At 49.5% G+C, this 25,115-nt stretch carries 18 protein-coding genes; 15 read left to right on the top strand and 3 right to left on the bottom strand.

Annotation, left to right across the window (positions count from 1 at the left end; translation table 11 throughout):
- Positions 1 to 73: 73 nt before the first annotated feature.
- The 3 genes from M4J38_RS11765 to M4J38_RS11755 all read left to right on the top strand — a co-directional run bounded on the left by M4J38_RS11765 (position 74) and on the right by M4J38_RS11755 (position 6,046).
- Positions 74 to 3,148 (top strand): amidohydrolase family protein, encoded by a 3,075-nt coding sequence (locus M4J38_RS11765; RefSeq protein ID WP_251759797.1) that lies wholly within the window; start codon positions 74 to 76, stop codon positions 3,146 to 3,148.
- A gap of 29 nt (positions 3,149 to 3,177) precedes the next feature.
- The gene (locus M4J38_RS11760) at positions 3,178 to 4,476 is read left to right on the top strand and encodes an amidohydrolase family protein (RefSeq protein WP_251759796.1); all 1,299 of its coding nucleotides are present in this window, start codon (positions 3,178 to 3,180) and stop codon (positions 4,474 to 4,476) included.
- Positions 4,477 to 4,696: 220 nt separating this feature from the next.
- On the top strand, positions 4,697 to 6,046 hold the full coding sequence (locus M4J38_RS11755) for a hypothetical protein (protein WP_251759795.1): 1,350 nt from the start codon (positions 4,697 to 4,699) through the stop codon (positions 6,044 to 6,046).
- Between the two features lie 75 nt (positions 6,047 to 6,121).
- Here M4J38_RS11755 and secA read toward each other — a convergent pair whose 3' ends face one another.
- Together secA and M4J38_RS11745 are read right to left on the bottom strand one after the other, a co-directional pair.
- Positions 6,122 to 9,436: a preprotein translocase subunit SecA gene (gene secA, locus M4J38_RS11750; RefSeq protein WP_251759794.1), complete on the bottom strand. Its 3,315-nt coding sequence runs from the start codon at positions 9,434 to 9,436 to the stop codon at positions 6,122 to 6,124.
- Between the two features lie 354 nt (positions 9,437 to 9,790).
- Positions 9,791 to 10,447 (bottom strand): response regulator transcription factor, encoded by a 657-nt coding sequence (locus tag M4J38_RS11745; protein ID WP_251759793.1) that lies wholly within the window; start codon positions 10,445 to 10,447, stop codon positions 9,791 to 9,793.
- A gap of 427 nt (positions 10,448 to 10,874) precedes the next feature.
- On the opposite strand from M4J38_RS11745, the gene atpG reads away from it, so the two are divergent.
- The 11 genes from atpG to accC all read left to right on the top strand — a co-directional run bounded on the left by atpG (position 10,875) and on the right by accC (position 23,519).
- Positions 10,875 to 11,756 (top strand): ATP synthase F1 subunit gamma, encoded by an 882-nt coding sequence (gene atpG / locus M4J38_RS11740; RefSeq protein WP_251759792.1) that lies wholly within the window; start codon positions 10,875 to 10,877, stop codon positions 11,754 to 11,756.
- Between the two features lie 28 nt (positions 11,757 to 11,784).
- The gene (scpB, locus tag M4J38_RS11735; RefSeq protein ID WP_251759791.1) at positions 11,785 to 12,699 is read left to right on the top strand and encodes an SMC-Scp complex subunit ScpB; all 915 of its coding nucleotides are present in this window, start codon (positions 11,785 to 11,787) and stop codon (positions 12,697 to 12,699) included.
- Positions 12,700 to 12,718: 19 nt separating this feature from the next.
- On the top strand, positions 12,719 to 13,921 hold the full coding sequence (gene lysA, locus M4J38_RS11730) for a diaminopimelate decarboxylase (RefSeq protein ID WP_251759790.1): 1,203 nt from the start codon (positions 12,719 to 12,721) through the stop codon (positions 13,919 to 13,921).
- A 33-nt stretch (positions 13,922 to 13,954) separates the two neighbouring features.
- Positions 13,955 to 14,806 (top strand): AraC family transcriptional regulator, encoded by an 852-nt coding sequence (locus M4J38_RS11725; RefSeq protein WP_251759789.1) that lies wholly within the window; start codon positions 13,955 to 13,957, stop codon positions 14,804 to 14,806.
- Positions 14,807 to 14,891: 85 nt separating this feature from the next.
- Positions 14,892 to 15,332 (top strand): hypothetical protein, encoded by a 441-nt coding sequence (locus M4J38_RS11720; protein WP_251759788.1) that lies wholly within the window; start codon positions 14,892 to 14,894, stop codon positions 15,330 to 15,332.
- A 77-nt stretch (positions 15,333 to 15,409) separates the two neighbouring features.
- The gene (locus M4J38_RS11715) at positions 15,410 to 18,241 is read left to right on the top strand and encodes a TonB-dependent receptor (RefSeq protein ID WP_251759787.1); all 2,832 of its coding nucleotides are present in this window, start codon (positions 15,410 to 15,412) and stop codon (positions 18,239 to 18,241) included.
- Positions 18,242 to 18,425: 184 nt separating this feature from the next.
- Positions 18,426 to 18,797 (top strand): BlaI/MecI/CopY family transcriptional regulator, encoded by a 372-nt coding sequence (locus M4J38_RS11710; RefSeq protein WP_251759786.1) that lies wholly within the window; start codon positions 18,426 to 18,428, stop codon positions 18,795 to 18,797.
- 10 nt (positions 18,798 to 18,807) lie between these two features.
- On the top strand, positions 18,808 to 20,742 hold the full coding sequence (locus M4J38_RS11705; protein ID WP_251759785.1) for a TonB-dependent receptor plug domain-containing protein: 1,935 nt from the start codon (positions 18,808 to 18,810) through the stop codon (positions 20,740 to 20,742).
- 90 nt (positions 20,743 to 20,832) lie between these two features.
- Complete coding sequence (efp, locus tag M4J38_RS11700) at positions 20,833 to 21,399, top strand: elongation factor P (RefSeq protein ID WP_251759784.1); 567 nt, start codon at positions 20,833 to 20,835, stop codon at positions 21,397 to 21,399.
- A 272-nt stretch (positions 21,400 to 21,671) separates the two neighbouring features.
- Entirely contained in the window at positions 21,672 to 22,163 is a 492-nt protein-coding gene (gene accB, locus M4J38_RS11695) for an acetyl-CoA carboxylase biotin carboxyl carrier protein (RefSeq protein ID WP_251759783.1), read from the top strand.
- Between the two features lie 18 nt (positions 22,164 to 22,181).
- Complete coding sequence (gene accC, locus M4J38_RS11690) at positions 22,182 to 23,519, top strand: acetyl-CoA carboxylase biotin carboxylase subunit (protein ID WP_251759782.1); 1,338 nt, start codon at positions 22,182 to 22,184, stop codon at positions 23,517 to 23,519.
- Positions 23,520 to 23,576: 57 nt separating this feature from the next.
- On the opposite strand, the gene M4J38_RS11685 is transcribed toward accC, so the two are convergent.
- Positions 23,577 to 24,023 carry a hypothetical protein gene (locus M4J38_RS11685; RefSeq protein WP_251759781.1) on the bottom strand — a complete coding sequence of 149 codons (447 nt, stop codon included), beginning with the start codon at positions 24,021 to 24,023 and terminating at the stop codon, positions 23,577 to 23,579.
- Positions 24,024 to 24,145: 122 nt separating this feature from the next.
- Here M4J38_RS11685 and M4J38_RS11680 point away from each other — a divergent pair, with 122 nt between their 5' ends.
- Positions 24,146 to 25,003, top strand: coding sequence for a hypothetical protein (locus M4J38_RS11680; protein WP_251759780.1), 858 nt, complete (start codon positions 24,146 to 24,148; stop codon positions 25,001 to 25,003).
- Positions 25,004 to 25,115: the final 112 nt, after the last annotated feature.

Below are 25,115 nucleotides of genomic sequence, written 5' to 3'. Positions count from 1 at the left end.
AAGGTAGGCGATTGAATCTATTTCGAAGGGTTTCCGTATTTTCGGCATCATATCTTCTAAAACTTCCAAACACATGAGTCTACTAAACCAACCGGTCCGGAACACCGGAGGCCGAAAACTGCTTTTGCACCGCTGGCGGAATCGTTTTCTCACCGCCACACTTGTATCCTGCTCCTTTTCTCTTTATGCGCAGCCCACTTTTCCCGAGAACGGGGTGGCCGATAAAAGGGAAGGGGTATATGCTTTCACCAACGCCACTTTGGTAAAGGATGCCGCCACGAAAATCGAAAAAGCCACCCTTGTGGTACGCGACGGACGTATTGTGGCTGCCGGAACCGGCGTAGCCGTTCCGAAAGATGCGGTCGTGATCGATTGCAGCAACAAATTCATCTACCCCAGTTTCATTGATATTTACAGTGACTATGGGATACCTGTTCCGCAGCGCTCTGGCGGATTCAGTTTCGGCGCACCTGCGCAACTGACCAGTAACCAGAAAGGCGCTTTCGGCTGGAACCAGGCCATTCGTGCCGATGTGAGCGCGGCGTCCATTTTCAATGCCGATCCCGCCAAAGCCAAAGCTTACCGTGAAATCGGCTTCGGTACCGTGCTTACCCACCAAAAAGATGGCATCGCGCGCGGCACCGGCACCGTGGTGACCCTCGCCGATAAGAAAGAAAACCTCGTAATGCTGAAAGATAAGGCCACCGCGCACTATTCTTTCAGCAAAGGCAGCTCCACACAAAGTTACCCCTCCAGCATGATGGGTACCATCGCCCTGCTGCGCCAGAACTTTATTGACGCCGCATGGTATAAAAGCAATCCAAAGGCAGAAGGCGTTAACCTGTCGCTGAAAGCATTCAACGAAGCACAAAACCTGCCGCAGGTATTCGAGGCCAACGACAAATGGAACGCTGTCCGCGCCGACAGGATCGGCGATGAATTCGGTGTGCAATACATTATTAAAGCCGGTGGAAACGAATACCAGCGCATCGCGGAAATGAGCGCCACCAAAGCCGCGTTCATCCTGCCATTGGAATTTCCCCAGGCCATGGATGTGGAAGACCCCTCCGAAGCACGTTTCGTTTCCCTCCAGGATATGAAGCATTGGGAAATGGCGCCTTCCAATCCTGCTGCATTTGAAAAAGCCGGTATTACCTTCTGCCTCACACCATCGGACATGCGCGACATGAAACAGTTCGTTGCCGTGTTGCGCAAAGCCATGCAATATGGTCTTTCCGAAAAAGCCGCGCTGGAAGCGCTTACTAAAAACCCCGCTACTTTACTCGGGGTAGCCGACCAGGTAGGGACGCTGGAACCGGGCAAGCTCGCAAATTTTCTGGTGACCTCCGGTCCTGTTTTCGAGGAGAAAACCATCCTGCTCCAGAACTGGGTGCAGGGCGAAAAATACGCCATCCGGGAAAACGCATGGCACGAAACAGGAGGCACTTACCTCGTTAAAACATCTACCGGTAAAACCTATACGCTGGACGTGAAATCCGTTTCCGCCGCTTCACTCATCGCGGCAGATACGGTAAGCGCGAAGTTCAGCTTTGACGGCAAAACCGTTAAATTCAGTTTCCCGGAAACTAAAAAAGCGCCTTCCGCCATTCGTTTCAGCGGCGTAAGCAACGGAGAAACCTGGCAGGGAACCGGCGCGGATACCAGCGGACAGGCATTTACCTGGACGGCGGCTAAAATAAAGGACGCCGTGGTAAAAGAAGACCGCAAACGTGCCGAAAAAGCCATCGATATGGGCAAGGTTAGCTTCCCTTTCAATGGCTATGGCTGGGAAGAAATGCCGAAGCAGGAAACCATCCTTATTAAAAACGCCACCGTTTGGACCAATGAAAAAGAAGGCAAACTGGAAGGCGCGGATGTGCTGGTCCGGGATGGCAAGATCGTACAGGTAGGTAAAAATATTTCCGCCTCCGGCGCGAAACTGATCGATGGAACCGGCAAACACCTTACCGCGGGCATCATCGATGAACACTCCCATATCGCCGCGGCTTCCATCAATGAAGGTGCGCAGTCGGTGACTTCGGAAGTGCGGATCGCCGACAACCTTGATCCCGATGACATCAATATCTACCGCCAGCTCAGCGGCGGGGTTACTTCTTCGCATATCCTGCACGGTTCGGCCAACACCATCGGTGGACAAACCCAGTTGCTGAAACTGCGCTGGGGCGCGAACGACGAAGGACTAAAGTTCAAAAACTGGGACGGCTTCATCAAGTTCGCACTCGGGGAGAACGTAAAACGCTCCAGCAGCCAGAACAATAACCGCTTCCCCGATACGCGTATGGGCGTTGAACAAGTGCTTACAGATGCCTTCCAACGCGCAACAGATTATAAGAATGCGATGAAAGCCGCTTCCGATGCAGCGAAGGCAAAGAAGGGTACAATGAATTTCCGCCGTGACCTGGAACTGGATGCCCTGGTGGAGATCATGGAAAAGAAGCGGTTCATTACCTGCCATTCTTACGTTCAAAGCGAAATCGTGGCAGCCATGCGGGTAGCCGAAAAATTCGGTTTCCGCTTCAATACTTTTACGCATATTCTGGAAGGCTATAAAGTGGCCGATAAAATGAAAACGCACGGGGCCGCGGCTTCCACCTTCTCCGATTGGTGGCAGTACAAAATGGAAGTGGTGGATGCCATTCCTTACAACGCGACCATCATGCACAATGTAGGATTGAACGTGGCCATCAACTCCGATGACGCTGAAATGGCCCGCCGCCTGAACCAGGAAGCCGCCAAAAGCGTGAAGTACGGTGGTATGAGCGAAGAAGACGCGCTGAAAATGGTGACGCTGAATCCTGCTAAGATGTTACATGTGGACGATCGTGTGGGCAGCATCAAACCTGGTAAAGACGCGGACCTGGTATTGTGGAGCGATCATCCCCTCAGCATCTACGCCAAATCTGAAAAAACCATCGTGGACGGCATCGTTTATTTCGACCGCGAAAAGGATGCGCAGATGCGTAAAAACATCGTGGCGGAAAGAAACCGCCTCGTGCAGAAAATGCTGGGCGAAAAGAAAGCCGGTATGCCTACGCGTCCTGCGGAAGCCAGTATGCTGATCATGCACAGTTGCAGCGAACACGCACACGACCATGGTTTGTTGGTGATTGATGCGGAACAGGAATAATATTGAATTCAAATCTGAAAAAAAGAGCAATGTTCAAACTGAAATATATACTGGCCCTTTTCAGCACCTGTATGCTGAACCTGGCCATGGCGCAGGCTGATGTTTATCCCGCGCCTGCTTATAAGGGACTGCTGTTCCTGAAAAATGCCACGGTGCATGTGGGCAACGGAAAGGTATTGGAAAACGTGACCATAAAAGTGAGCAATGGAAAAATAGAAGCCATCGCCGTCAATATGCCCATTCCTGCGGATGATGTGAAAGTGTTCGACGCCGCGGGAAAGCATGTTTATCCGGGGCTCATTCTCCCAAACTCCACCCTGGGACTCGTGGAAGTGAGCAGCGTGCGCGCCTCGGCCGATGCCCGCGAACTGGGGGAGCTGAATACGAATATCCGTTCCATTGTGGCGTACAATACCGATTCAAAGGTGATCAATACCCTGAAATCGAACGGGATACTTTTTGCGAACGTGGTACCGGAAGGTGGACTTATCAGCGGAACATCTTCCGTAGTGCAACTCGATGCCTGGCATTGGGAAGACGCAGTGGTAAAAATGGATGGCGGCGTACATTTCCGGATGCCCAGTTTACTGAACCGGGGCGGAAGGGGTGGTCGTTTCCGCCAGGCCGCACCCGCGGCGGATCCTATGGAAAGGATCGAAGCCGTGAAACAATTCTTCCGCGAAGCGAAAGCCTGGTACCAGGCGCCGCAGCATGAGAATACCAACCTCAAATTCGACGCGGTGAAAGGATTGTTTGACAAGAAACAGAAATTATTCATCCATTGCAGCATTGTAAAAGAAATGCTGGTAGCTGCCGATTTTAAGAAGGAATTCGGTTTCGATGTAGTGATCGTGGGTGGAAGTGAAAGCTTCCTGATCGCCGACATGCTGAAACAATTGGATATGCCCGTAATCCTGGCCCAGTCTCACGCGCTGCCCACTATGGAAGATGATGATGTGGACCAGCCTTATAAAACAGCCGTGGCGCTTCAGAAAGCAGGAGTGCTGTATGCCATCGGCGATGAAGATGGTCAGACAAGGGGCCGTAACCTCCCATTCAACGCCGGTACTGCCGTGGCTTACGGTTTGAGCAAAGAGGAAGCCTTGCAGGCGATCACGCTCAATCCAGCGAAGATACTGGGCGTGGATGCCGCTACCGGTTCCATTGAAGTAGGAAAAGACGCCAACTTCGTGGTCAGCGAAGGCGATATACTGGATATGCGCTCCAGCAAAATTACAATGGCGTTTATTCAGGGCCGTTACCTTGACCTTACGGACAAACACAAACAACTGGATGAACGTTACCGTAAAAAATACGGTCTGAAATAATATCTATTCTTATCTTTTTAGTAAGTGGAAGCCCGGTCGTTTAGGCCGGGCTTTTATTTTGTCCGGGTATTTTAAGCAGCTGCCATGGCTGGACTTTAAACGAAAATCGGGCAAACGTTTGCGCGTTGTTTATTGCATTGAATGGCCCATTTTTGGAAAGGAACCAGTTTTGCGTTCCTCCTTCAAAATGCTTCTGTAAGTTAAAACAACAGCAATGTTTATGCAACCTTCTAACGTATTGAGTTCAGCAAAAAGACTACTCTTCTTTCTCCCTTGTTTGTTCGTGCTCCCGGCTTCTGCCCAGGACGGAGACCAGATCGTTCCTTCCAGAACCGAGGTTATCCAACCTGCACGCAAAACAAGTTTCAACAACAACGGTGAATGTCCGGAACGGAAACAGGGTGGCAACGCGAGGAATGTAAACGGTTATCCCGTTTTTGATGCGTCCATGGACGGCAACAGGCAGGTAGATCCCCAAATTGCTGTAGGCGGCGGTTATGTGCTCCACGGCACCAACAGCGGATTGATTATTTACAACACGAAAGGCGAATTTATACAGGGAGTTTCCCAGAACTGTTTTAAAGGGGGAATTGATCCCAAATTGTTTTATGACGCCCACAACAAAGTTTTCGGCTTCGACCTCTGGGTGTATTGGGATTCCGCAAAGATTAAGCCCGTGAACATTTCCGTGTCGGAAACCAATGATCCACGCGGCGCGTGGAACACTTATTCCATTCCCGCCCCCAAAGGTGTTGACGGTGGCGGAATTGGCTACAGCAAAAAATGGATCGGCTATGCTTTCCCTGGTGGGGAAGAAAGGACATTTGTATTGAAAACAGCGGATGCGAAGAGCGGCAAACCGGCCAAAGTGTACCACTTCCCCGGAAGTCTGGGACACCCCGTTTACGGACAGGATGCCATGGATGACCTGTATTTCTTCGCCATTGAAAGGGATCAGTTCGTGCTCCGGAAAGTAACGGAAGCCGCGGATGGCTCTCCGGTATGCGTTACCGTTAGTAAGCAGCGCCATAACCAAAAATACATCAATCAGCCACCCCAATCTCCGCAGTTCAATACCGCCCAGAAAGTTTCTTCCGGAGACCGGAATCCTAAAAACCTGGTATTACAGAACGGAAGCATCTGGTTCTCGCAGGCCGTGAATTGTGAGGGACGCTCCGCTGTTCAATGGCACCAGATCGACGCTAAGAATGGAAATATCGTTCAGACAGGACTGATTAAAAGCGATACCACGAATTACATCCAGACCACCATCGCGGTGAATAAAAGAAGTGATGTGTTGGTGGGGTTTCAGGAAGTGAACGCGAATATGTTCATCAGCCCACGGTTCGCTTTCAGGAAAAGTACGGATAAGCCAGGTACCATAAGAGAGATTGTACGGGTAGGTGAAGGGCGTGGTGCCACGGATGGCGTGGCCTGGGGCGATTACAGCGGAAGCGTAGTGGATGGCGACAATCAACTGGATCTATGGACCATCCAGAGCATCGCCAACGAAAAAGGCAGGGGAGAAACGGTGGTGATCAAACTGCCGGTAGAAAAAATAAAGAAGTAATCTGCTATTAACCTTACTAAATAAAAATCCCCCGCAGTGCAAACAGCGGGGGATTTTTTATGTTCTGATGCGATTTTATACACCGTGGCATTGCTTGTATTTCTTGCCGCTGCCGCAGGGGCATGGATCGTTCCTGCCAATCTTAGGCCCCACTTTAATGGGTTCCTGTTTCACATTTGCGCCTGAAGGATCAAAATAATCATTCTGGTTGGCGGCGTAATCATCTCCTCTTTCGTCGATTTCTTCTTTGTTCACCTGCATTTTACTCATATCCGTTTTCTCTTCATGTCCTTCGCGGATGGGAGCGCCCTGTTCAATGGGAATGCCTGCATAGGAGAGGAAGGATATGATGTCTTTTCCGAGTTGGTCGTCCATCTTTTTGAAGAGGTTGAACGCTTCGATCTTGTAGATTACCAAGGGGTCCTTTTGTTCGTAGCCTGCTGTTTGTACACTTTGTTTCAGGTCGTCCATGGAGCGGAGGTGCTCTTTCCAGGCATCGTCAATCATCGCTAGGGTGATGGTGCGTTCCATGGCGTTGAGCAGTTCACGTCCTTCCGACTGAATGGTTTTATCAAGTGCGGCAAGTACGTTCAATCCTTTTCTGCCGTCGGTGAAAGGTACCCATACGTTTTCGATGTGTGCACCCTGTGTTTGACGGATGTTCTGGAATACCGGCAGCGCCTGTTCCTGCAGTACGGCCTTTTTACGGTCGTAATTGGTAACGGCTTCGTTATATAGTTTATCGGCCAGTTGTTGCGGGTTGCCAGATTTGAACTCCTCTTCCGTGATCGAGGTTTCGATGGCGTAGTTCACGATAACGGCCAGTTTGAAACCTTCGAAATCTTCCATTTCCCGGAAGGAATTCACCAGGCCTTCGGCCACGCTGTAGAAAGCGTTGTCCAGGTCGAGCGCGAGCCTGTCTCCGAACAGGGCGTGGTTACGGCGGCTATAGATCACCGTACGTTGCTTGTTCATCACGTCGTCGTATTCAAGCAGGCGCTTCCGGATGCCGAAGTTGTTCTCTTCCACTTTTTTCTGTGCGCGTTCAATGCTCTTGGTGATCATGCTGTGCTGGATCACTTCGCCTTCTTTGTAACCGAGTTTGTCCATCAGTCCGGCGATTCTTTCGCTGCCGAACATGCGCATCAGGTCGTCTTCGAGGGATACATAGAATTGGGAAGTACCGGGATCACCCTGGCGACCGGCGCGTCCGCGCAACTGGCGGTCCACCCTTCTGGATTCGTGGCGCTCCGTACCAATAATAGCGAGACCACCGGCTTCTTTCACGCCTGGTCCGAGTTTGATGTCGGTACCACGACCTGCCATGTTGGTAGCGATGGTGACCGCTCCGGCCAGACCGGCTTCGGCAACAATCTGTGCTTCGCGCGAGTGTTGTTTCGCGTTCAATACATTGTGCGGGATCTTTTTTACCTGGAGCATCTTTCCAAGCAGTTCACTCACTTCAACCGAGGTAGTACCCACGAGTACCGGGCGACCCGCGTTGCGGAGTTTTTCGATCTCCTCAATAACCGCCTTGTATTTTTCCCGCTTCGTTTTGTAAACGAGGTCTTCTTCGTCTTTTCTTGAAATGGGGATGTTGGTGGGAATCTTCACCACATCCAGTTTGTAGATGTCCCAGAGTTCGGCCGCTTCCGTTTCCGCTGTACCGGTCATACCGGCGAGCTTGTGGAACATCCTGAAATAGTTCTGTAGGGTAATGGTGGCGTAGGTTTGCGTAGCCGCTTCAATCTTCACGTTCTCTTTCGCTTCAATGGCCTGGTGGAGCCCGTCGCTGTAACGACGTCCTTCCATGATACGACCGGTCTGTTCGTCTACGATCTTCACCTGACCGTCTATTACCACGTATTCCACGTCTTTTTCGAAAACGGTATATGCTTTCAGCAGTTGCTGAACGGTATGTATTCTTTCAGCTTTTATGGCGTAGTCTTTCAGCAATTGTTCCTTCGCCTGCAGTTTTTCTTCGGGTGTGGTATCCTGTTTTTCCACTTCCGCCAGTTGAATGCTGAGGTCGGGCATGATGAAGAAAGAAGGATCTTCACCCGCTTTGGTAATCATCTGGAGACCACGATCTGTAAGGTCAACGGAGTTTGTTTTTTCGTCGATATGGAAATACAGTTCTTCGTCCACTTTCGGCATTTCCCTTTGCTGGTCGGCCAGGTAGTAGTTCTCGGATTTCTGCAATTTCACGCGGATGCCGGGTTCGGAAAGGAACTTGATCAGCGGACCGCTTTTGGGAAGGCCGCGGTAGGCGCGCATCAATGCGAGACCGCCGCTTTTCGGATCGTCATCACCTTCAGTGATTTTCTTTTTCGCTTCAATCAGGAATTTGTTCACCACCTGTTTTTGCGCGTTCACCAGTTGTTCGATCCTGGGTTTCAGCAGGTGAAACTCCTGTTCATCGCCGCGTGGAACGGGGCCTGAAATAATCAAAGGTGTACGGGCATCATCGATCAATACGCTGTCCACTTCATCCACCATGGCGTAGTGGTGCTTGCGTTGCACCATTTCTTCAGGGGAATGGACCATGTTATCCCGGAGGTAATCGAAGCCGAATTCGTTGTTGGTACCATAAGTAATATCAGCCTGGTAAGCTTTTCTTCTTTCAGGACTGTTGGGGGTATGTTTGTCAATGCAATCCACGGTGAGTCCGAGGAATTCGAACAAGGGCGCGTTCCATTCAGAGTCACGTCGGGCGAGGTAATCGTTCACGGTTACGATGTGTACCCCTTCCGCCGCGAGTGCGTTCAGGTAGGCGGGCAGGGTGGAAACGAGTGTTTTACCCTCACCTGTGGCCATCTCGGAGATCTTACCTTCATGCAGTACCATACCACCGATCAACTGAACATCATAATGCACCATGTTCCAGGTGATGGGGGAGCCGGCTGCCTTCCAGCTGTTCTGGAAAGCGACCTTGTCGCCGCTAATGGAAATATGTTCGCGGGTGATGGCCAGTTCACGGTCCAGATCAGTGGCGGTGGCTTCCAGTACAGTATTGTTGGAAAAGCGGCGCGCGGCTTCTTTTACCACGGCGAATGCTTCGGGAAGAATTTCCTTGAGCACCACTTCCAGTTGGGTGTCTTTTTCTTTTTTCAACTTGTCCACTTCCTGGTAGATGGTATCTTTTCCCGCAATATCGGTAGCGGGGAGGGCCTCGGCCTGTTCGTTCAGGGAGGTTATTTTATCGCTGATCTCTTTCAGGTGGTCCTGTATGCGGGCACGGAACTCAACGGTTTTGTGGCGGAGTTCATCATTACTAAGAGATTGATATGCAATGAAATGTTCGTTTATTTTTCCAACCAGGGGCTGAATCGTCCTGATATCTTTTTCTGATTTGCTGCCTCCGAACAATTTCGAAAGAAAACCTAACATAAGAGCGCTTTAAATTGATAATATGGTATGCCAAAAGGATGTCAAAGATGGTGCAATAATTTGAAAATAGCCATATTGACAGGGGGAAATTTGCCCGGTATGACCGCTATCGGGGTGCTGCGGTGTATTCACGTTTGCGGAATGGGTGTTTTTCCATGGCGAAGCCACGTTTTTACACCTAATGCTTTAAGCGTTGCCGCACAACTTAAAAACGGGGAAAAACGAAAGTGAGGAGTCATATAAAAAATAAGGATGTGCCGCTTACCGGCACATCCTTTTGGGAGGTGAACAGGAGTTTTATCCGGGAAGGAAGGAGTATGGTTGTTCCGGACTTTCAGTGTGGATGGTGGGTGGTTATGGGTTGATGAGACCGTTTTTTACCGCGAAAATGGCCAGGCCCACGCGGTTTTTGATCTGTAGTTTTTCGAACAGGTGATCGCGGTAGGAATCCACGGTCCTGTGGCTGATGCCCATTTCGAAGGCGATCTCTTTATAGGTCATTTCCGAGCAGGCGAGTTTCAGGAAGTTGAGTTCTTTCTCGGAGAGTGTGCTCACGGGATTGATGTGTTCAAATTCCACGGCGGATTCGCTGAGCGTTTGCATCAGTTTGTCGGACACCGGGTCGGTGAGGTAATAGCCCCGGTCCTTAACACTGTGCAGGGTTTTCCGGAGTTCTTCATAACCGGCGGATTTGGGCAGAAATCCTCGCGCGCCCAACCTTACGGCCTTCAGGATGGCCTCATCGGAACAGTCGCCGCTCACTACTATCACCCTGATCCTGGGGCAGTTTTCCCGGATCCAGCGGATGGTTTCGAACCCGTTCATGATGGGCAGGTCGAGATCCAGCAACACGATATCAGGCGGGAAATTTTTGTCGATTAGGTTGATAAACTGCTGGCCGTTTCCGGCTTCCACGCTAACCACATACCCGGGCTCGTCCTGGATCAGCGCTTTCAGGGCCATGCGGAAAAGGTGCTGCTTGTCTACAATAGCAACGGTTGTTTTTTTCATACAACAGGGTTTAAACGGTTTAATTATAAAGATATAAGCGCGGGGGTGGGGGAATAACAGAAATATTGCGCGTATAAGTGTTGCGGCTCCGGCTGAGGAACAGCCAGATGGTAATGGAATGGGCACAGCCCTCCGTTACCAGTGGGAACTTGGTTCGGTACATACAATAAAAGTGTTAGGAGTAAAAGAAGCTCTTTCTGAAGTGCAGCGGTAACGTTGGGTAGTGGTGTAAAAATACCGTGAAACGTTGGCCGGAACAGCGGTATGGGGAAAAAACAAGCGGAAATAGGGTGCTTTAACGGACGGCTGTCGGGGTATTTACGGTGTTTTTCTACAATTTTTACCCCGTGCATGGATAATTTAGTGTGTTCGAGTACCTTTGCAGCCAAATTGAATCATTAAGTTCATATAATATAATCAGCGGACCATGAGCGGTGCATTAAAAGAAGTTCGTAACAGGATCAAATCGGTACAATCTACCCAGCAAATTACCAAGGCCATGAAAATGGTAAGCGCGGCCAAACTGCGCCGTGCACAGGATGCCATCCTCCAGATGCGCCCCTACGCCGGAAAACTTCAGGAAATGCTCAGCAATATCGTGAGCAACACTGAAGGAGAAGTTGGTATGTCGCTGGCGGAAGAACGTCCGGTAAATAAAGTACTGCTCATCGTCATCACGAGCGACCGTGGCCTTTGCGGCGCTTACAACGCGAACATCATCAAGCTGGCCAAAACCCTGCTGAAAGAAAAATATCCCGTTCAAACCGAAAAAGGCAATGCCCATATCTGGGCCATCGGCAAAAAAGGATACGAACATTTCCAGAAGAACCGCTTCACTGTTGACGCGGCTTTCAAAGATATTTTCCTCAACCTCACCTTCGAGAACGTACAGGCCTGTTCCGCCGCCGCCATGGATGCTTTTGTAAAGAAAGAATATGACGTGGTGGAAGTGATTTACAGCGAATTCAGGAATGCCGCCACCCAACGTTTCTCCGTGGAAAGGTTTCTCCCTATTCAGAAAGTGGAGAAAGTTGAAGGCGCCAAAAAATCCGACTTCATCTTCGAACCCGCCAAAGAAGAACTGATCGCCGAACTGATGCCTAAAATCCTGAATACCCAGTTGTACAAAGCCGTGCTGGATGCCAACGCTTCCGAACACGGTGCCCGTATGACCGCTATGGATAAGGCTTCCGATAACGCGAACGAACTGCTGAAAACACTCAAGATTTCTTACAACCGCGCCCGCCAGGCCGCCATCACTACCGAACTTACCGAGATCGTGAGTGGTGCCGCCGCGCTGCAAGGATAGTCCACACGCTTTTCAACCAATACCTGCTATGGAAATCGGACACATCATTCCGCACATAGAAGCGCTTATCTTCGCCAGCGAAAAACCGTTGACGTCCCCCGAGATCACCGATCTCGTGAACAACGCCTTCGGTTTCATGGAAGATAAGATCACCATAGAACAGGTGGAAACCTCCCTGGAAGGGATCGTTGAAAAGTACAACGCGGAGTTCTATCCTTTCGAAGTAAGAGAGAGCGGGGGAGGATGGCAGTTCCTTACCAAAAAGGATTTCCACAAAACCGTGGCGCAACTCAATGGCGATAAGTTCATGAAGAAGTTATCCGCCGCCGCCATGGAAACACTGGCCATTGTCGCTTACAAGCAACCCATCACCAAGTCGGAGATCGAAGCCATCAGGGGCGTGAGCAGCGACTACGCGATCCAGAAACTCCTTGAAAAGGACCTCGTGATCATCTCCGGACGGAACGAGGATATGCCCGGAAAACCCCTGTTGTACAGCACTTCCAAATCTTTCATGGATTACTTCGGGATCAATTCCGCGGATGAACTCCCCAAAATCAAGGAAGTACTCGCCGAACAAATGGTGGAACCAACGGTGGTAATGGGTGAAAATACAGCTTCAGATACAGTGGAAACCGCGGAAGAAACGGCGGTTGAAGCAACGGAAGAACATGCGGCCGATGCCGAAACCCCTTCCGGTGAAAATGATACTGCAATCCTCGTAATAGAAGAAGAGATCATCGTGGATATGGCCACTTCCGATATCGCGGTGGATGAAGATGGTGAAGCGGAGCTTACCCTGGAAGATGCTTCAGAAGAGGATGCTACCGAAACGGAAGAACTTTCTATAGAAGACGAAATATCGGATGAAGATAATACTTCCGAAGATGATGCTTCTGAAACCGACCCGGCAGCTCCGGATGCCGACAAATCAGCACAATAATATTTCCGAAATACAGTATATGTCAGGAGTTTCTTTACAGCCACAGGAACTGGCCGCTATCGCACGTGAATTTGGTACGCCCGTATATGTTTACCACGCCGAAAAGATCGCGGAACAGTACAACAAACTGAAGCACGCTTTTAGCGGCAGCAACGTGCATTTCTTTTACGCCTGTAAAGCGCTCACGAACCCGCACATTCTTTCTTATGTACGTGAACTGGGTTCTAACGTGGACTGCAGTTCCATCAACGAAGTAAAACTGGCCCTGCACGCTGGTTTCGAACCCGAACGTGTGTTATATACTTCCAACGGTATCGCTTTTGAAGAAATCGCCGAAGCAAAGGAACTGGGCGTGAACATCAATATTGACAGTCTTTCCAACCTCGAAAAATTCGGGGCAGCCTATGGCCATTCGTATCCGGTAGGCATCCGCCTTCGGCCGAACATCATGGCCGGCGGTAACCTTAAAATTTCCACCGGACACGATAAAAGTAAATTCGGTGTGCCGGTAGAGCAGCTCGAAGATATCCTGGCATTGGTTAAAAAATACGATCTCTTTATTTCCAACCTGCACATTCATACCGGTAGCGACATTAAAGATGCCGATGTGTTCGTAAAAGGGATCGAAGTATTGTTCGATATCATTCCCCATTTCCCCGAACTCCGTTCCGTGGACCTCGGCGGTGGCTTCAAAGTGCCTTACAAAGAAGGCGATGCGGTGATCGATATCGCGCTTGTTGGGGCTAAAGTGAAAGAAGCTTTCGACAGCCATCCGCAGGCCAAAGGCTTACAGATATGGTTTGAACCCGGGAAATTTATGGTGAGCGAATGCGGTTACCTTGTTGCTGAAGTGAACGTGCTGAAGCAAACGCCCTCCACGCATTTTGTAAGCGTGAACAGCGGTTTCAACCACCTCATCCGCCCCATGTTTTACGATGCGTACCACCGGATCGAAAACATTACGAATACCGATGCGCCAAAACATACCTATTCCATCGTGGGCAATATCTGTGAAACGGATACTTTCGCCTGGGACCGTGAACTGAACGAAGTGCGCGAGGGCGATTTACTCTGTTTTTACAATGCCGGCGCGTATGGTTTTGAAATGTCCTCCAATTTTAACTCCCGCTACAAACCCGCGGAAGTACTGGTGAAAGACGGTAAACCCATGCTGATCAGGAAAAGGGATGTATTTGAGGATTTGCTGCGGAATATTGTATAGGGAATTACCCTCATCAGCGGAGATCAAACAGCAATGATACTCAGCAGAAAACATTTTGATTTAAACGGTTACTGCGTAATTGAAAAATTGTGCATCAGGCCGCCATATAAACACAGCGCGGTCTTTCGCGATGAAGCTTGTTTTTTACACCTCAGGAATGGAGAAGGTGTGCTGAAATCATCTTCCGGCCAACTGCCAATTCAGGTTTCAGAGAGTGTGGTGTTAAAATGCGGCAATTACTTCGCTGATTTCATTCAAAAATCAGGAGCCACCTATTGTGAAGTGATCGTTGTGCATCTTTACAGCGACGTGCTGAAAACGCTGTACAAAAACGAAGTGCCGGGTTTTATTCAGGCTGAAGGTAAAAAGTTGTATGCTGAGAAAATTGAGCGATACGAAATTATCCAACATTTCATACAAAGCCTTGATTTTTACTTTCGGCAACCGAACCTGATGAACGATGAGTTGCTGATCCTGAAAATTAAGGAACTGATTTTGTTGTTGCTCCAGACCAGCAATTCAAAAAATATTATTGAGTTGTTTTCCCACTTGTTCACGCCAAGACAGGCGAATTTTAATGAAATAGTACAGGCGCACCTGTTTTCAAATATTACCATCGAAGAACTGGCCATGCTTTCGGGCCGCAGCTTATCTGCGTTTAAACGGGATTTCGAGAGCTATTTTAAAACTTCTCCCGCTAAGTATATTAAAGAACAAAAACTTTTGCGCGCAAGAGATTTACTGGTATCCACCGATAGCAGTATTCTTGAAATATGCCATGAAGCCGGTTTTAACGATGCTTCTCATTTTGCGAAGCTGTTCAGGCAAAAATATGGAAGCGCTCCTTCCGACTACAAAGAGCAGTTTGCACGCACGAACAACTGAACCGTATTTTCCAGTTTTTGGACCGCAGGTTCCGGCAGCTTTCCTGGTTTAGTCTGAATTTTACCCGACACAATTCTTCTATGTCATGTATCAGAAAATCACTTCATGGTTTTTAGGCATTGCTATGTTTATGTTCGGCATACTTAAGTTCATAGATCCTTTTAAAAGTTGGTATAGTGTTCAGATCGCTAACAGCAGGATGGGGCAATTTTCTTATGCACTGGGCATTTCAGGAGAAATCTTTGTTGGGCTGGTACTTATGGTATGCCTGTTGTTCCAACAAAATATTCCGGTTAAAACTTTAAAATGGGGGATGAATTTCTCTTTTCTGACCATTATTGTAATGATGCTTACGGGCATATATGTTCACCTCCACCCCGATGTTCCGGCGGATGTGCTGCCCTTGAAGCTCAAGGCTCCGTATATACCGGGTTGCTTTTTGCTGTTGGCTTTCTCTAACATTATTATATCGAACCGGAAAAAAAGAGATAACCATGCGACTAAAGGGCAGTGCCCCAAAACTTAACACATCCATCACGCTTTCGAAACAATTCCGTAACACAGGCCTTCTACTTTCGCCGCAGCATAAAAAACTACTGCGGAATGAAAAAAATCCTGCTTTTCTCCAGCCTTTTTCTCCTCCTTTTCCAATTTTCTGCCCTGGCGCAGAAAGGAATCGTGACCATAAAAATCACCGACGATCAGAAACTGAACCTTCCCGGCGCCACTATCGTAAGTACCACACTCACCCGTGCGTGGAATACCGATAACGATGGAGAGGCTCAGCTCGCTGGCCTTCCAGCCGGTAAACACACAATACGCATTACGTACATCGGATACGAAGATGTAAACACAGAAATCAATGTGCCCGCCTCCGGAACCGCTTCGCTCAGTTTCGTACTCAAACCCGGTATCACCGTACAGAAAGAAGTAATCGTACTGGGCGACAGGCTCCGTGGCCAGGCCCGGGGACTGAACCAACAGAAGAATAACTTCAACATCACCAACGTGGTTTCCGCCGACCAGATCGGTCGTTTCCCCGATGCCAATATCGGAGACGCGATGAAACGTATTCCCGGCGTAACCATGCAGAACGACCAGGGGGAAGCACGCAACATCATCATCCGCGGACTCTCTCCCGAACTCAACTCCGTTACCCTCAATGGCGACCGTATCCCTTCCGCCGAAGGCGATAACCGCCGGGTACAAATGGACCTGATTCCTTCCGATATGATCCAGACCATCCAGGTGAACAAAACCCTCACGCCCGACCTGGATGCCGATGCCATCGGTGGTTCCGTGAACCTCGTGACCAGGGCCGCCCCCAACGGATTGCGCATTTCAGGAACAGGCTCCGCTATCTACAACCCCATCCGTGGGAAAGCGGGTTATACCGGTTCATTCATCGCAGGCAACAGGTTTGCCAAAAACAAACTGGGCATCCTGCTCAACGGTTCCATCAATTCCAATAAATATGGTTCCGATGATGTGGAAGCCACGTGGAAAGAAGATGATTTCGGAAACGTTTATACCGATGAATTCGAGATCAGGAAATACTTTGTGGACCGCACCCGCCGCAGCATTGGCGCCAGCATCGACTTCCAGCCCAATACCCGCACGAACATCATGTTCCGCAGCATGTACAACTGGAGAGATGACTGGGAGAACCGTCTCCGTTACACTGCTACAGATATCGAACCCGAATACGATGCCAATGATAATATTACAGGTTACGTAGGAGAGGTGAGAAGAGAAACAAAGGGCGGACTGAACAGCGACCGCGTGAAGAGCCGCCGCCTGGAAGACCAGCGCGCGCAGAACTATAGCCTGAAAGGTGACCATATCTTCGGAAAGGGACTGAAACTGGATTGGTCATTCGGATTCTCCCGCGCCAGCGAAGAACGTCCGCATGAAAGGTACATCAGCTTCCGTTCCAAAGACGCAACAGTATTTGCGAATGCCGCAGATAAAAGAAGTCCGATTGTAACAGATCAATTGACAGCTTCTGACTTTGAACTCCGTGAAATCACGGAACAGTTCCAGGACCAGTATGAAACAGAAAAAAGTGGTCGTGTGAACCTGAGCATTCCTTTCACGGCCGTGAAGGAGAAAGATGGTTTCCTGAAATTCGGTACCAGCCTGCGCATCAAAAACAAAGTGCGCAACAACAATTTCTTTGAATACGCGCCCGTAGGCAGCAACGAAGACAATTTTGAGAACATGGGTTCAGTTCCAACGGTAATGCACAGTGGAAAAGATTTTAACCCCGGTTCAAAATACAACGCGGGTATGTTCGTGGATCCCGCATATTTAGGTGGATTGAATCTTACGAATACCGGGCTTTTTGAATCAGAAGATATTCCAGCCGAATACCTGGCCGCCAACTACGATGCAAAAGAAATCCTGTTCGCCGGTTATGCCATGTGGCAACAACAATGGAGCCGTAAACTGGGTATGATCGCTGGTCTTCGTTTTGAAAATACCTCCAGTGAATACACCGGCAATGTGGTGGAAGACGAAGAGAACCTGCTCGGCAAACAAACCAATAAAAACGACTACCTCAACATCCTGCCGCACCTTTCCTTCAAATATGATATCACGAAGAACGCGATCGTAAGACTGGCCTGGACCAACTCCATCGCCCGTCCCAACTACTACGACCTCGTTCCTTACTTCAACGTGCTGCCCGGCGACAACGAACTTTTTGTTGGAAACCCCAACCTGAAAGCTTCCCGCGCCAACAACTTCGACCTGATGTTCGAAAATTATTATAAGTCTATCGGACTTATCTCCGGAGGCGTATTCTACAAAACAGTTGACCAGTTCATGTACGTTTACCGTGACGAGAATTTCACGAACACCAAGTTCGCCGCCGCCTTCCCCGATATTACACCGAACCCCATTCCCGCCTCTACCGACTGGACCTTCTTCCAACCCCGCAACGGCGACAACGTGCAGGTGTACGGTTTTGAAGTGGCCCTTCAACGCCAGTTCGATTTCCTCCCCGGCTTCTGGAAAGGCTTCGGCATCTACGCCAACTATACTTATACCAAATCCAAAGCGAAGGGCATCTACAATGCCGATGGCGATTTGAGGACCGGTCTTACCTTGCCCGGAACAGCTCCCCACATGGTGAACGCTTCATTGTCTTATGAGAACAGCCGTTTCCTGGCCCGCGTTTCCGCCAACTACACCGCCGCTTATATCGATGAACTGGGTGGCGATGCCTTCGAAGACCGTTACTACGACAAACAATTCTTCCTTGACCTGAACGCTTCTTACGCTGTGACGCCACGTATGCGTGTATTTGGTGAAGCCACCAACCTCACCAACCAATCGCTCCGCTACTACCAGGGTGTTAAAGACAGAACCATGCAAAACGAATTCTATCAACCCCGCTACAACTTCGGCGTAAAATTCGACTTGGTAAAATAACTATTGCCCAACCGATGCCACCGCTTACAGCGACGGTATCAGTAACCCCAAGCCCCTCCGGAAACCGGAGGGGCTTTTTTTTATCGGTACCGTCGCTTCAAGCGACGGTACCGGTTGCGACAGTACCGGTAAAAATAAACTTTTCCATTTCCGAAACTTTCGTACATTTACGAAAAGTTCGGAAATGGAAAAGTTAGAACGCCTCACCAAGCAGGAAGAAGAAGCGATGCTGGCCATCTGGAAAACGGGCAACGGCTTCGTGAAAGACTTCCTCGATAAGATCCCTGAACCGCAGCCGCATTACAATACATTCACCTCCACTATTAAGAACCTGGAGAAGAAGGGCTATGTGAAAGGGACCAAACGTGGATTGATGTATGAGTATGAACCACTGGTTGGTGAGGAACTGTACAAGAAGCAATTCCTTACCGGCGTGGTGCGCAACTACTTTGACAATTCTTACAAGGAACTGGTCGCTTTCTTCGCGAAGGAGCAGCAGATCAGCGAAGCGGAGTTAAAGGAGATATTGGAAATGATCCATCAATCGAACAGATAAACTTATTGCTATGCTGTTGTACCTGATCAAACTATCGATATCGTTGGCCGTGGTCACCACATTTTACTGGGTGTTCCTGCGGAAACTCACTTTTTACAAATGGAACAGGTGGTATTTGCTGGGGTATTCCTTATTGTCGTTTTTATTGCCTTTCCTGAATGTGTATGATTTTTTGGAGCCAGGTGCCAGTAAGCCTGTTGTGGTTGAAGCCGTGCCGTTACTGGACCTGGAGCAACTGCGTTTGTTGATGGGCCGTGAGGAAGATGCCTCCCTGTTCAGCGATCCGCTGCGGATGGCGGGAGTATTATTAATGGCGGGGATGGTCTTTTTTGTGGGGCGCTTGGTCTTGAACGTGAGTTCTTTCCTGGTGATGAAAAGAAAAGCCGTGTTGTTGCAGGATGGTCCGGTTAAGGTGTTCGCGTTGCCCGATGGCTCCAGCCATTTCTCTTTCGGCAACAATATTTTTATCAATCCGGCATCGCATACCGATGGGGAGTTACAGCGCATATTGCTGCACGAATACGTGCATGTGCGCCAGAAACATACTTTCGATTTGCTGCTTGCGGAGTTCCTCTGCCTGGTGATGTGGTTCAATCCATTCGCCTGGTTGTTGCGGCGCGCCATCCGGCAGAATCTTGAATTTCTTGCAGATGAAGAAGTCTTAAAACAGGGCATCGCCCCTAAAGAATACCAGTTACTCTTGTTAAAAGTAATGAGTGGACTGCCACATCGGTTTGTGGCGCCATTCGGTTTTTCATTCCTTAAAAAACGTATAGCCATGATGAACAAAAACAAAACGGCCCGCGTGCATGCGGTGCGCTTCCTCTTTGTGCTGCCACTGATGGCCGCCACGGTACTTTCGTTTCGCAGTATGGCAGGCATGCAGCCTCCGCCCGCTCCCCCCGTAATGGATGTGCCGGCTCCACCGCCACCCCCGGTTGAGTTTTCCGGAGAAGATCCCTTTTCGGATTTCTTCAGGAGAAATCCGCAAGTGAAGTATGTCTCCATGAAATCGCCGGATGGGGAAGTTATTGTTACCCTAAAAAATGGTAAGAAAGAGGTGTATGATTTTTCCAATGCCACACAAAAAGAAGCGTTCACAAAAAAGTATGGAAAGTATACACCACCGCCACCACCACCACCGCCACCTGTGGAAATGAGAAAAATGCCAGCGCCACCCGCTCCGCCCAAAGTAAGCGGTGATACAGGTGCGCCGAAGCTGAAAGGCGAAGTAAAGAACATCAAGGTGAGCAATAGAACGCTGAACGAAACATTCAGTTACGACAACAGGGTAGATGCCAGTCTTGATCAGAACAAAGTGTTGGAGAGCCAGGGGAAAACCAATCACCTGGGCACAACCAAAATAATGGTACGCGGCGCGAGCGATACTACCAAAAAACCTTTGTTCGTAATTGATGGTGTTGTGATGAAAGACGATTATAAATTAGATGCAATTGACCCTAACGAAATAGAATCGATCAGCATTTTGAAAGATGCTTCCGCCGTAGCTATTTATGGAGAAAGAGCAAAAAACGGCGTTATCCTCATCACTACGAAAAAGATTAAGGAAGTCGTTGTGGTAGGCTATGGCACAAAAAAGGGTATTGCGGTTGTGGATGCCAAAAACCAAGCGAAAGAAGAAGTGGTAGTAGAAGGGTATAAGAAAACAACACCGGCCGCTACCGGAAAAGAAAAGGTTATCGTGGTTGAAGGCTACAAAAAAACAACTCAACCTGACCCTGAAAATATAATATTGAACAATGGCGGCCAACCCGTTAACGCACTTGTGATCTACAATGGAAAAGAATATACAGTAAAAGATTTCCAGGCGCTGAAGGTGGATCCCAATACCATCGACTCCATAAGTGTACTGAAAAATGAGTCCGCCACAGCCCAATACGGCGACAAAGGCAAAAATGGCGTCATCATCATCAAATCAAAATAATAAGGTTTTACACCTGAAAAATTGAATTGCCCGGGGGCATGGGGAAGGAACGAAAACCCTTACCTTTGCCCCCAAATCATTTTTCACTATATGGCAACTACAGCAGACATCAGCAGGGGAATGATCCTTAAACTGGACAATAACCTGTATTCAGTGGTGGAATTCGGTCAGAACAAAACTGCCCGCGCCGCCGCGAAAGTTTGGGCAAAACTGAAAGGGGTGGACAACGCCCGCACCATCGAACATACCTGGAACAGCGGTGATACCATTTTCCCCGTGCGTGTTGAAAAGAAGAACTACCAGTTCCTTTATAAAGACGATTCCGGTTACAACTTCATGGACAACGAAACCTTCGAACAGATCGTACTGAACGAAGACATGGTGGACGCCCCCCAGTTCCTGAAAGATGGCCAGGAAGTGTTCGTGATGATCAACACCGATACCGACCTCCCCATGAGCGTGGAACTCCCCGATAAAATTGTGCTGCTGGTCACCTACTCCGAACCCGGAATGAAAGGTGATACCGCAACCCGCACCCTCAAACCAGCCACCGTTGAAACAGGCGCTACCGTTATGGTGCCCCTGTTCGTGAACGAAGGTGAGCTGATCCGCGTGAACACCAAAACCGGTGAATACGTGGAACGCGTGAAAGAATAATATTTTACCAACGGCGTCGCTTGGAGCGACGCCGTTGGTTTTTACCGCAAACGATGCGCCAGTTCTTAAACAATAAAATGGCCCCAAAGAACAACCGCTCCTTGCGTCCTTGCTTCTTAGCGTTCTTTGCGTGAAAAGAAGAATTTTACCCCGTTTTTACCCGGTTTTCATAAAAAAATGACCATTTTCAACCGGTTTTGACGTTTTGAATGGTGTTTTCCCTAATTTAGCCGCCCGTTATATTTTCAATCAAACAACCTAAATTGAACCCCATGGATTTTAAACAAATTCAGGAGTTGATCAAAATTGTCAACAAGTCCAACATCGGTGAACTGACCATCGAGCAGCAGGAATTCAAAATAACCATCAAACAGAAAGAAGAACCCGTTCAACAGATGATCGCCGCGCCACAGGCCATGTACGCCGCGCCTGTTGCCCAGGCTCCCGCTCCGGCACCTGCCGCACCTGCTCCCCAGGCCGGCGCCCCCGCTGCCCCTGTTGCGGCGGAACCCAAGGCCGACAACCTGCTCACCATCAAGAGCCCGATGATCGGAACTTTCTACCGCAGTCCATCACCCGATAAACCCTCTTTCGTTCAGGTTGGCGACGAAGTGGCGGCCGGTAAAGTGGTGTGCATCATCGAAGCCATGAAGCTTTTCAACGAAATTGAAAGCGAAGTGAAAGGCCGTATCGTAAAAATACTGGTGGACGACGCTTCCCCCGTAGAATACGACCAGCCACTGTTCCTGGTTGAACCAGCCTAACCTCAACATTCAATTACTATGTTTAAGAAAGTACTGATTGCGAACCGCGGTGAGATTGCTCTTCGTGTGATAAGGACCTGCCGGGAAATGGGCATCAAAACGGTCGCGGTTTACTCTACTGCCGATAAAGACAGTTTACACGTGAAGTTCGCGGACGAAGCCGTGTGCATCGGCCGCCCACAAAGCGCGGATTCCTACCTCAACATCCCCCATATCATGGCCGCCGCCGAAATCACCAATGCCGACGCGGTGCACCCCGGATATGGTTTCCTCGCCGAAAACGCCCGCTTCGCGGAAATATGCGGCGAACACAATATTAAATTCATCGGACCAACACCTTCCCAGATCAATTCCATGGGCGATAAAATCACCGCCAAGGAAACTATGATTAAAGCCGGTGTTCCCGTTATCCCCGGAAGCGAAGGGCTGCTGGGCAGCCTGGAAGAAGCCGTTAAGCTCGGCAACGAAATGGGCTATCCCGTCATCCTCAAAGCCACCGCGGGTGGCGGAGGAAAGGGCATGCGCGTGGTATGGCAGGAAAGTGAAATGGAACGCGCCTACACCACCGCTAAAACAGAAGCCGCCGCTTCTTTCAAGAACGATGGCGTGTACATGGAGAAATTCGTGGAAGAACCCCGCCACATCGAGATCCAGGTGGCAGGCGACCGCTACGGTACCGTGTGCCACCTCAGCGAACGCGATTGCTCCATCCAGCGCCGTCACCAGAAGCTAGTGGAAGAATCTCCTTCGCCTTTTATGACGCCCGAACTGCGCCAGAAAATGGGGGAAGCCGCTATTAAAGCAGCCTCTGCCATCAACTACGAAGGTGTGGGTACCATCGAGTTCCTGGTAGACAAGCACCGCAACTTCTACTTCATGGAAATGAATACCCGTATCCAGGTGGAACACTGCGTTACGGAAGAAGTGATCAACTTCGACCTCATCAAGGAACAGATCAAAATCGCGATGGGAGAGAAGATATCAGGACTGAACTACGAGCCGCAGATGCACGCCATCGAATGCCGTATCAACGCCGAAGATCCCTACAACGATTTCCGCCCGTCTCCCGGGAAAATCACCGTACTCCATACGCCCGGCGGGCATGGCGTGCGGGTTGACTCTCACGTGTATGCCGGTTACGTGATACCCCCGTATTACGATTCCATGATCGGGAAACTGATCACCGTGGCACGTACCCGCGACGAGGCCATCAATACGATGTACCGCGCGCTCAGTGAATATGTGATCGAAGGCGTGAAGACCACCATCCCCTTCCACCTGCAACTCATGCAGAACGAAGATTTCCGGAAAGGCAACTTCACCACCAAGTTCCTCGAAACATTCAAAATGGTTTAATACAACAAGCCCCGCCAACGAATGGCGGGGCTTTTGCTATGACGAAACAAACCCAGTCTATTTTCCTGCGCCGGTTGCTTTCTTCCCTTTACGCTCCTTCATTTTCTCTCCGGCTTCCTTACGCATCTCTTTTCTCTTCTGCTCCATCTCCACGTATTTCTCGTCCCCCACAATGGTTTTCAGTTTGGCGTTGCGCTCCGCGTTCATACTTTTCAACTGCTCTTTTTTCTGGTCTTCACTCAGCGTCGTGTTCTGGCGCACCGCTTTCATTTTTTCTCCATATTCCTGGTTCAGCTTTTTCACTTCCTGCCCCTGGGCATCCGTAAGCCCCAGTTCTTCTTTCAGGTCCATTTTCTTCGCTTTCACCTTATCGCCGTTCTCCTGTTTCCACTCTTTCTTTACTTCTGCACGTTTTGTAATCTTTACGGAATCGGCTTTGGACTGTGCGCTGGCGGTAAATACAGCGGCAAAACCTATGGCCGCGAGGAAGCATATTTTTTTCATTGTATTCGTTTTATGTAAGAATAGAAAGGGCTCGGGGCCAAAAGTTTAACGCGGTACCATACATTCCTTGTTAACGATTTGCAAAGACTATTAAGCAATTCCTCTATTTGGTAAATTTATAAGTGCGTAAAATCAGACTGACCATATTATTTTGCCTGCTGCTCACAGGTATTCAAGCGCAGCAACAGCCTGTGAAGCCAGCGGCGGTTACGTTCGTGAATCGCCTCCCCGATGTGCTGAAGGAAAGTTCTTCCCTGGTGTATTGGGACGGTGGTTTCTGGACCCACAATGATAGCGACAATACACCCTTTCTCTTCAAGATAGATACCGCCACAGGCGCCATCCTGCGGTCCGTTTGGGTGAAGAACGCTTACAATGCCGATTGGGAATGTCTTGCGCAGGACGATCAATATTTTTATATCGGCGATACCGGTGATAACCTGCAACGGCGCATCCGGAAGAAGATTTATATCGTCTCCAAAGCCGCCCTGTCCGATGCCGGTGCAAAAACAGTCATGGCCGATACTATTAGCTTCGAATACCCGGAACGGAGGGAAGGGCGCATGAAACTGGATGCGGAAGCCATGGTTTGCCTCAATGGGCAGTTGCACCTTTTTACAAAAGAAACGGATACCACCAGGTTGTTCATCCTTCCCGCCAGGCCCGGCCAGTATTACACCGCGAAGTATGCGGACCAGCTCCTGCTGAAGGGCCGTGTAACGGACGCCTGGTACGACTCCACTACACAACACCTGTGGTTGCTCACGTCGGTGCCTTTCGGCGCACGATACATGTACCGCGTGGCCACAAATGGCAGGGATTTACTGAAGGGTAAAGTAGACAGTTTCCAGATTGGCACCTTATTGCAATGCGGGCAACTGGAAGGGATGTGTCGTTTCCGCAACAATTTTTACTTTACCAACGAGGCGTTTCAGGGTTTCGCCCAAAGCCTCTGGAAATGGAAGGTGCCCAGGCAATAAGTTTATTCAGCAATTATTTTACGGGCGTGTCCCTCCTTCGTCGGGCCGGGCTTTCCACTGCAAGTCCTCCCGCCGGCCGCAACGAAACCCAGGTATAGGAAGCAGTTCATTT

The sequence above is a fragment of the Parasegetibacter sp. NRK P23 genome, assembly GCF_023721715.1.
Taxonomy (GTDB): Bacteria; Bacteroidota; Bacteroidia; order Chitinophagales; family Chitinophagaceae; genus Parasegetibacter.
The sequence above is the reverse complement of the archived record's forward strand: the minus strand, read 5'-3'. Positions and strand labels throughout refer to the sequence as shown.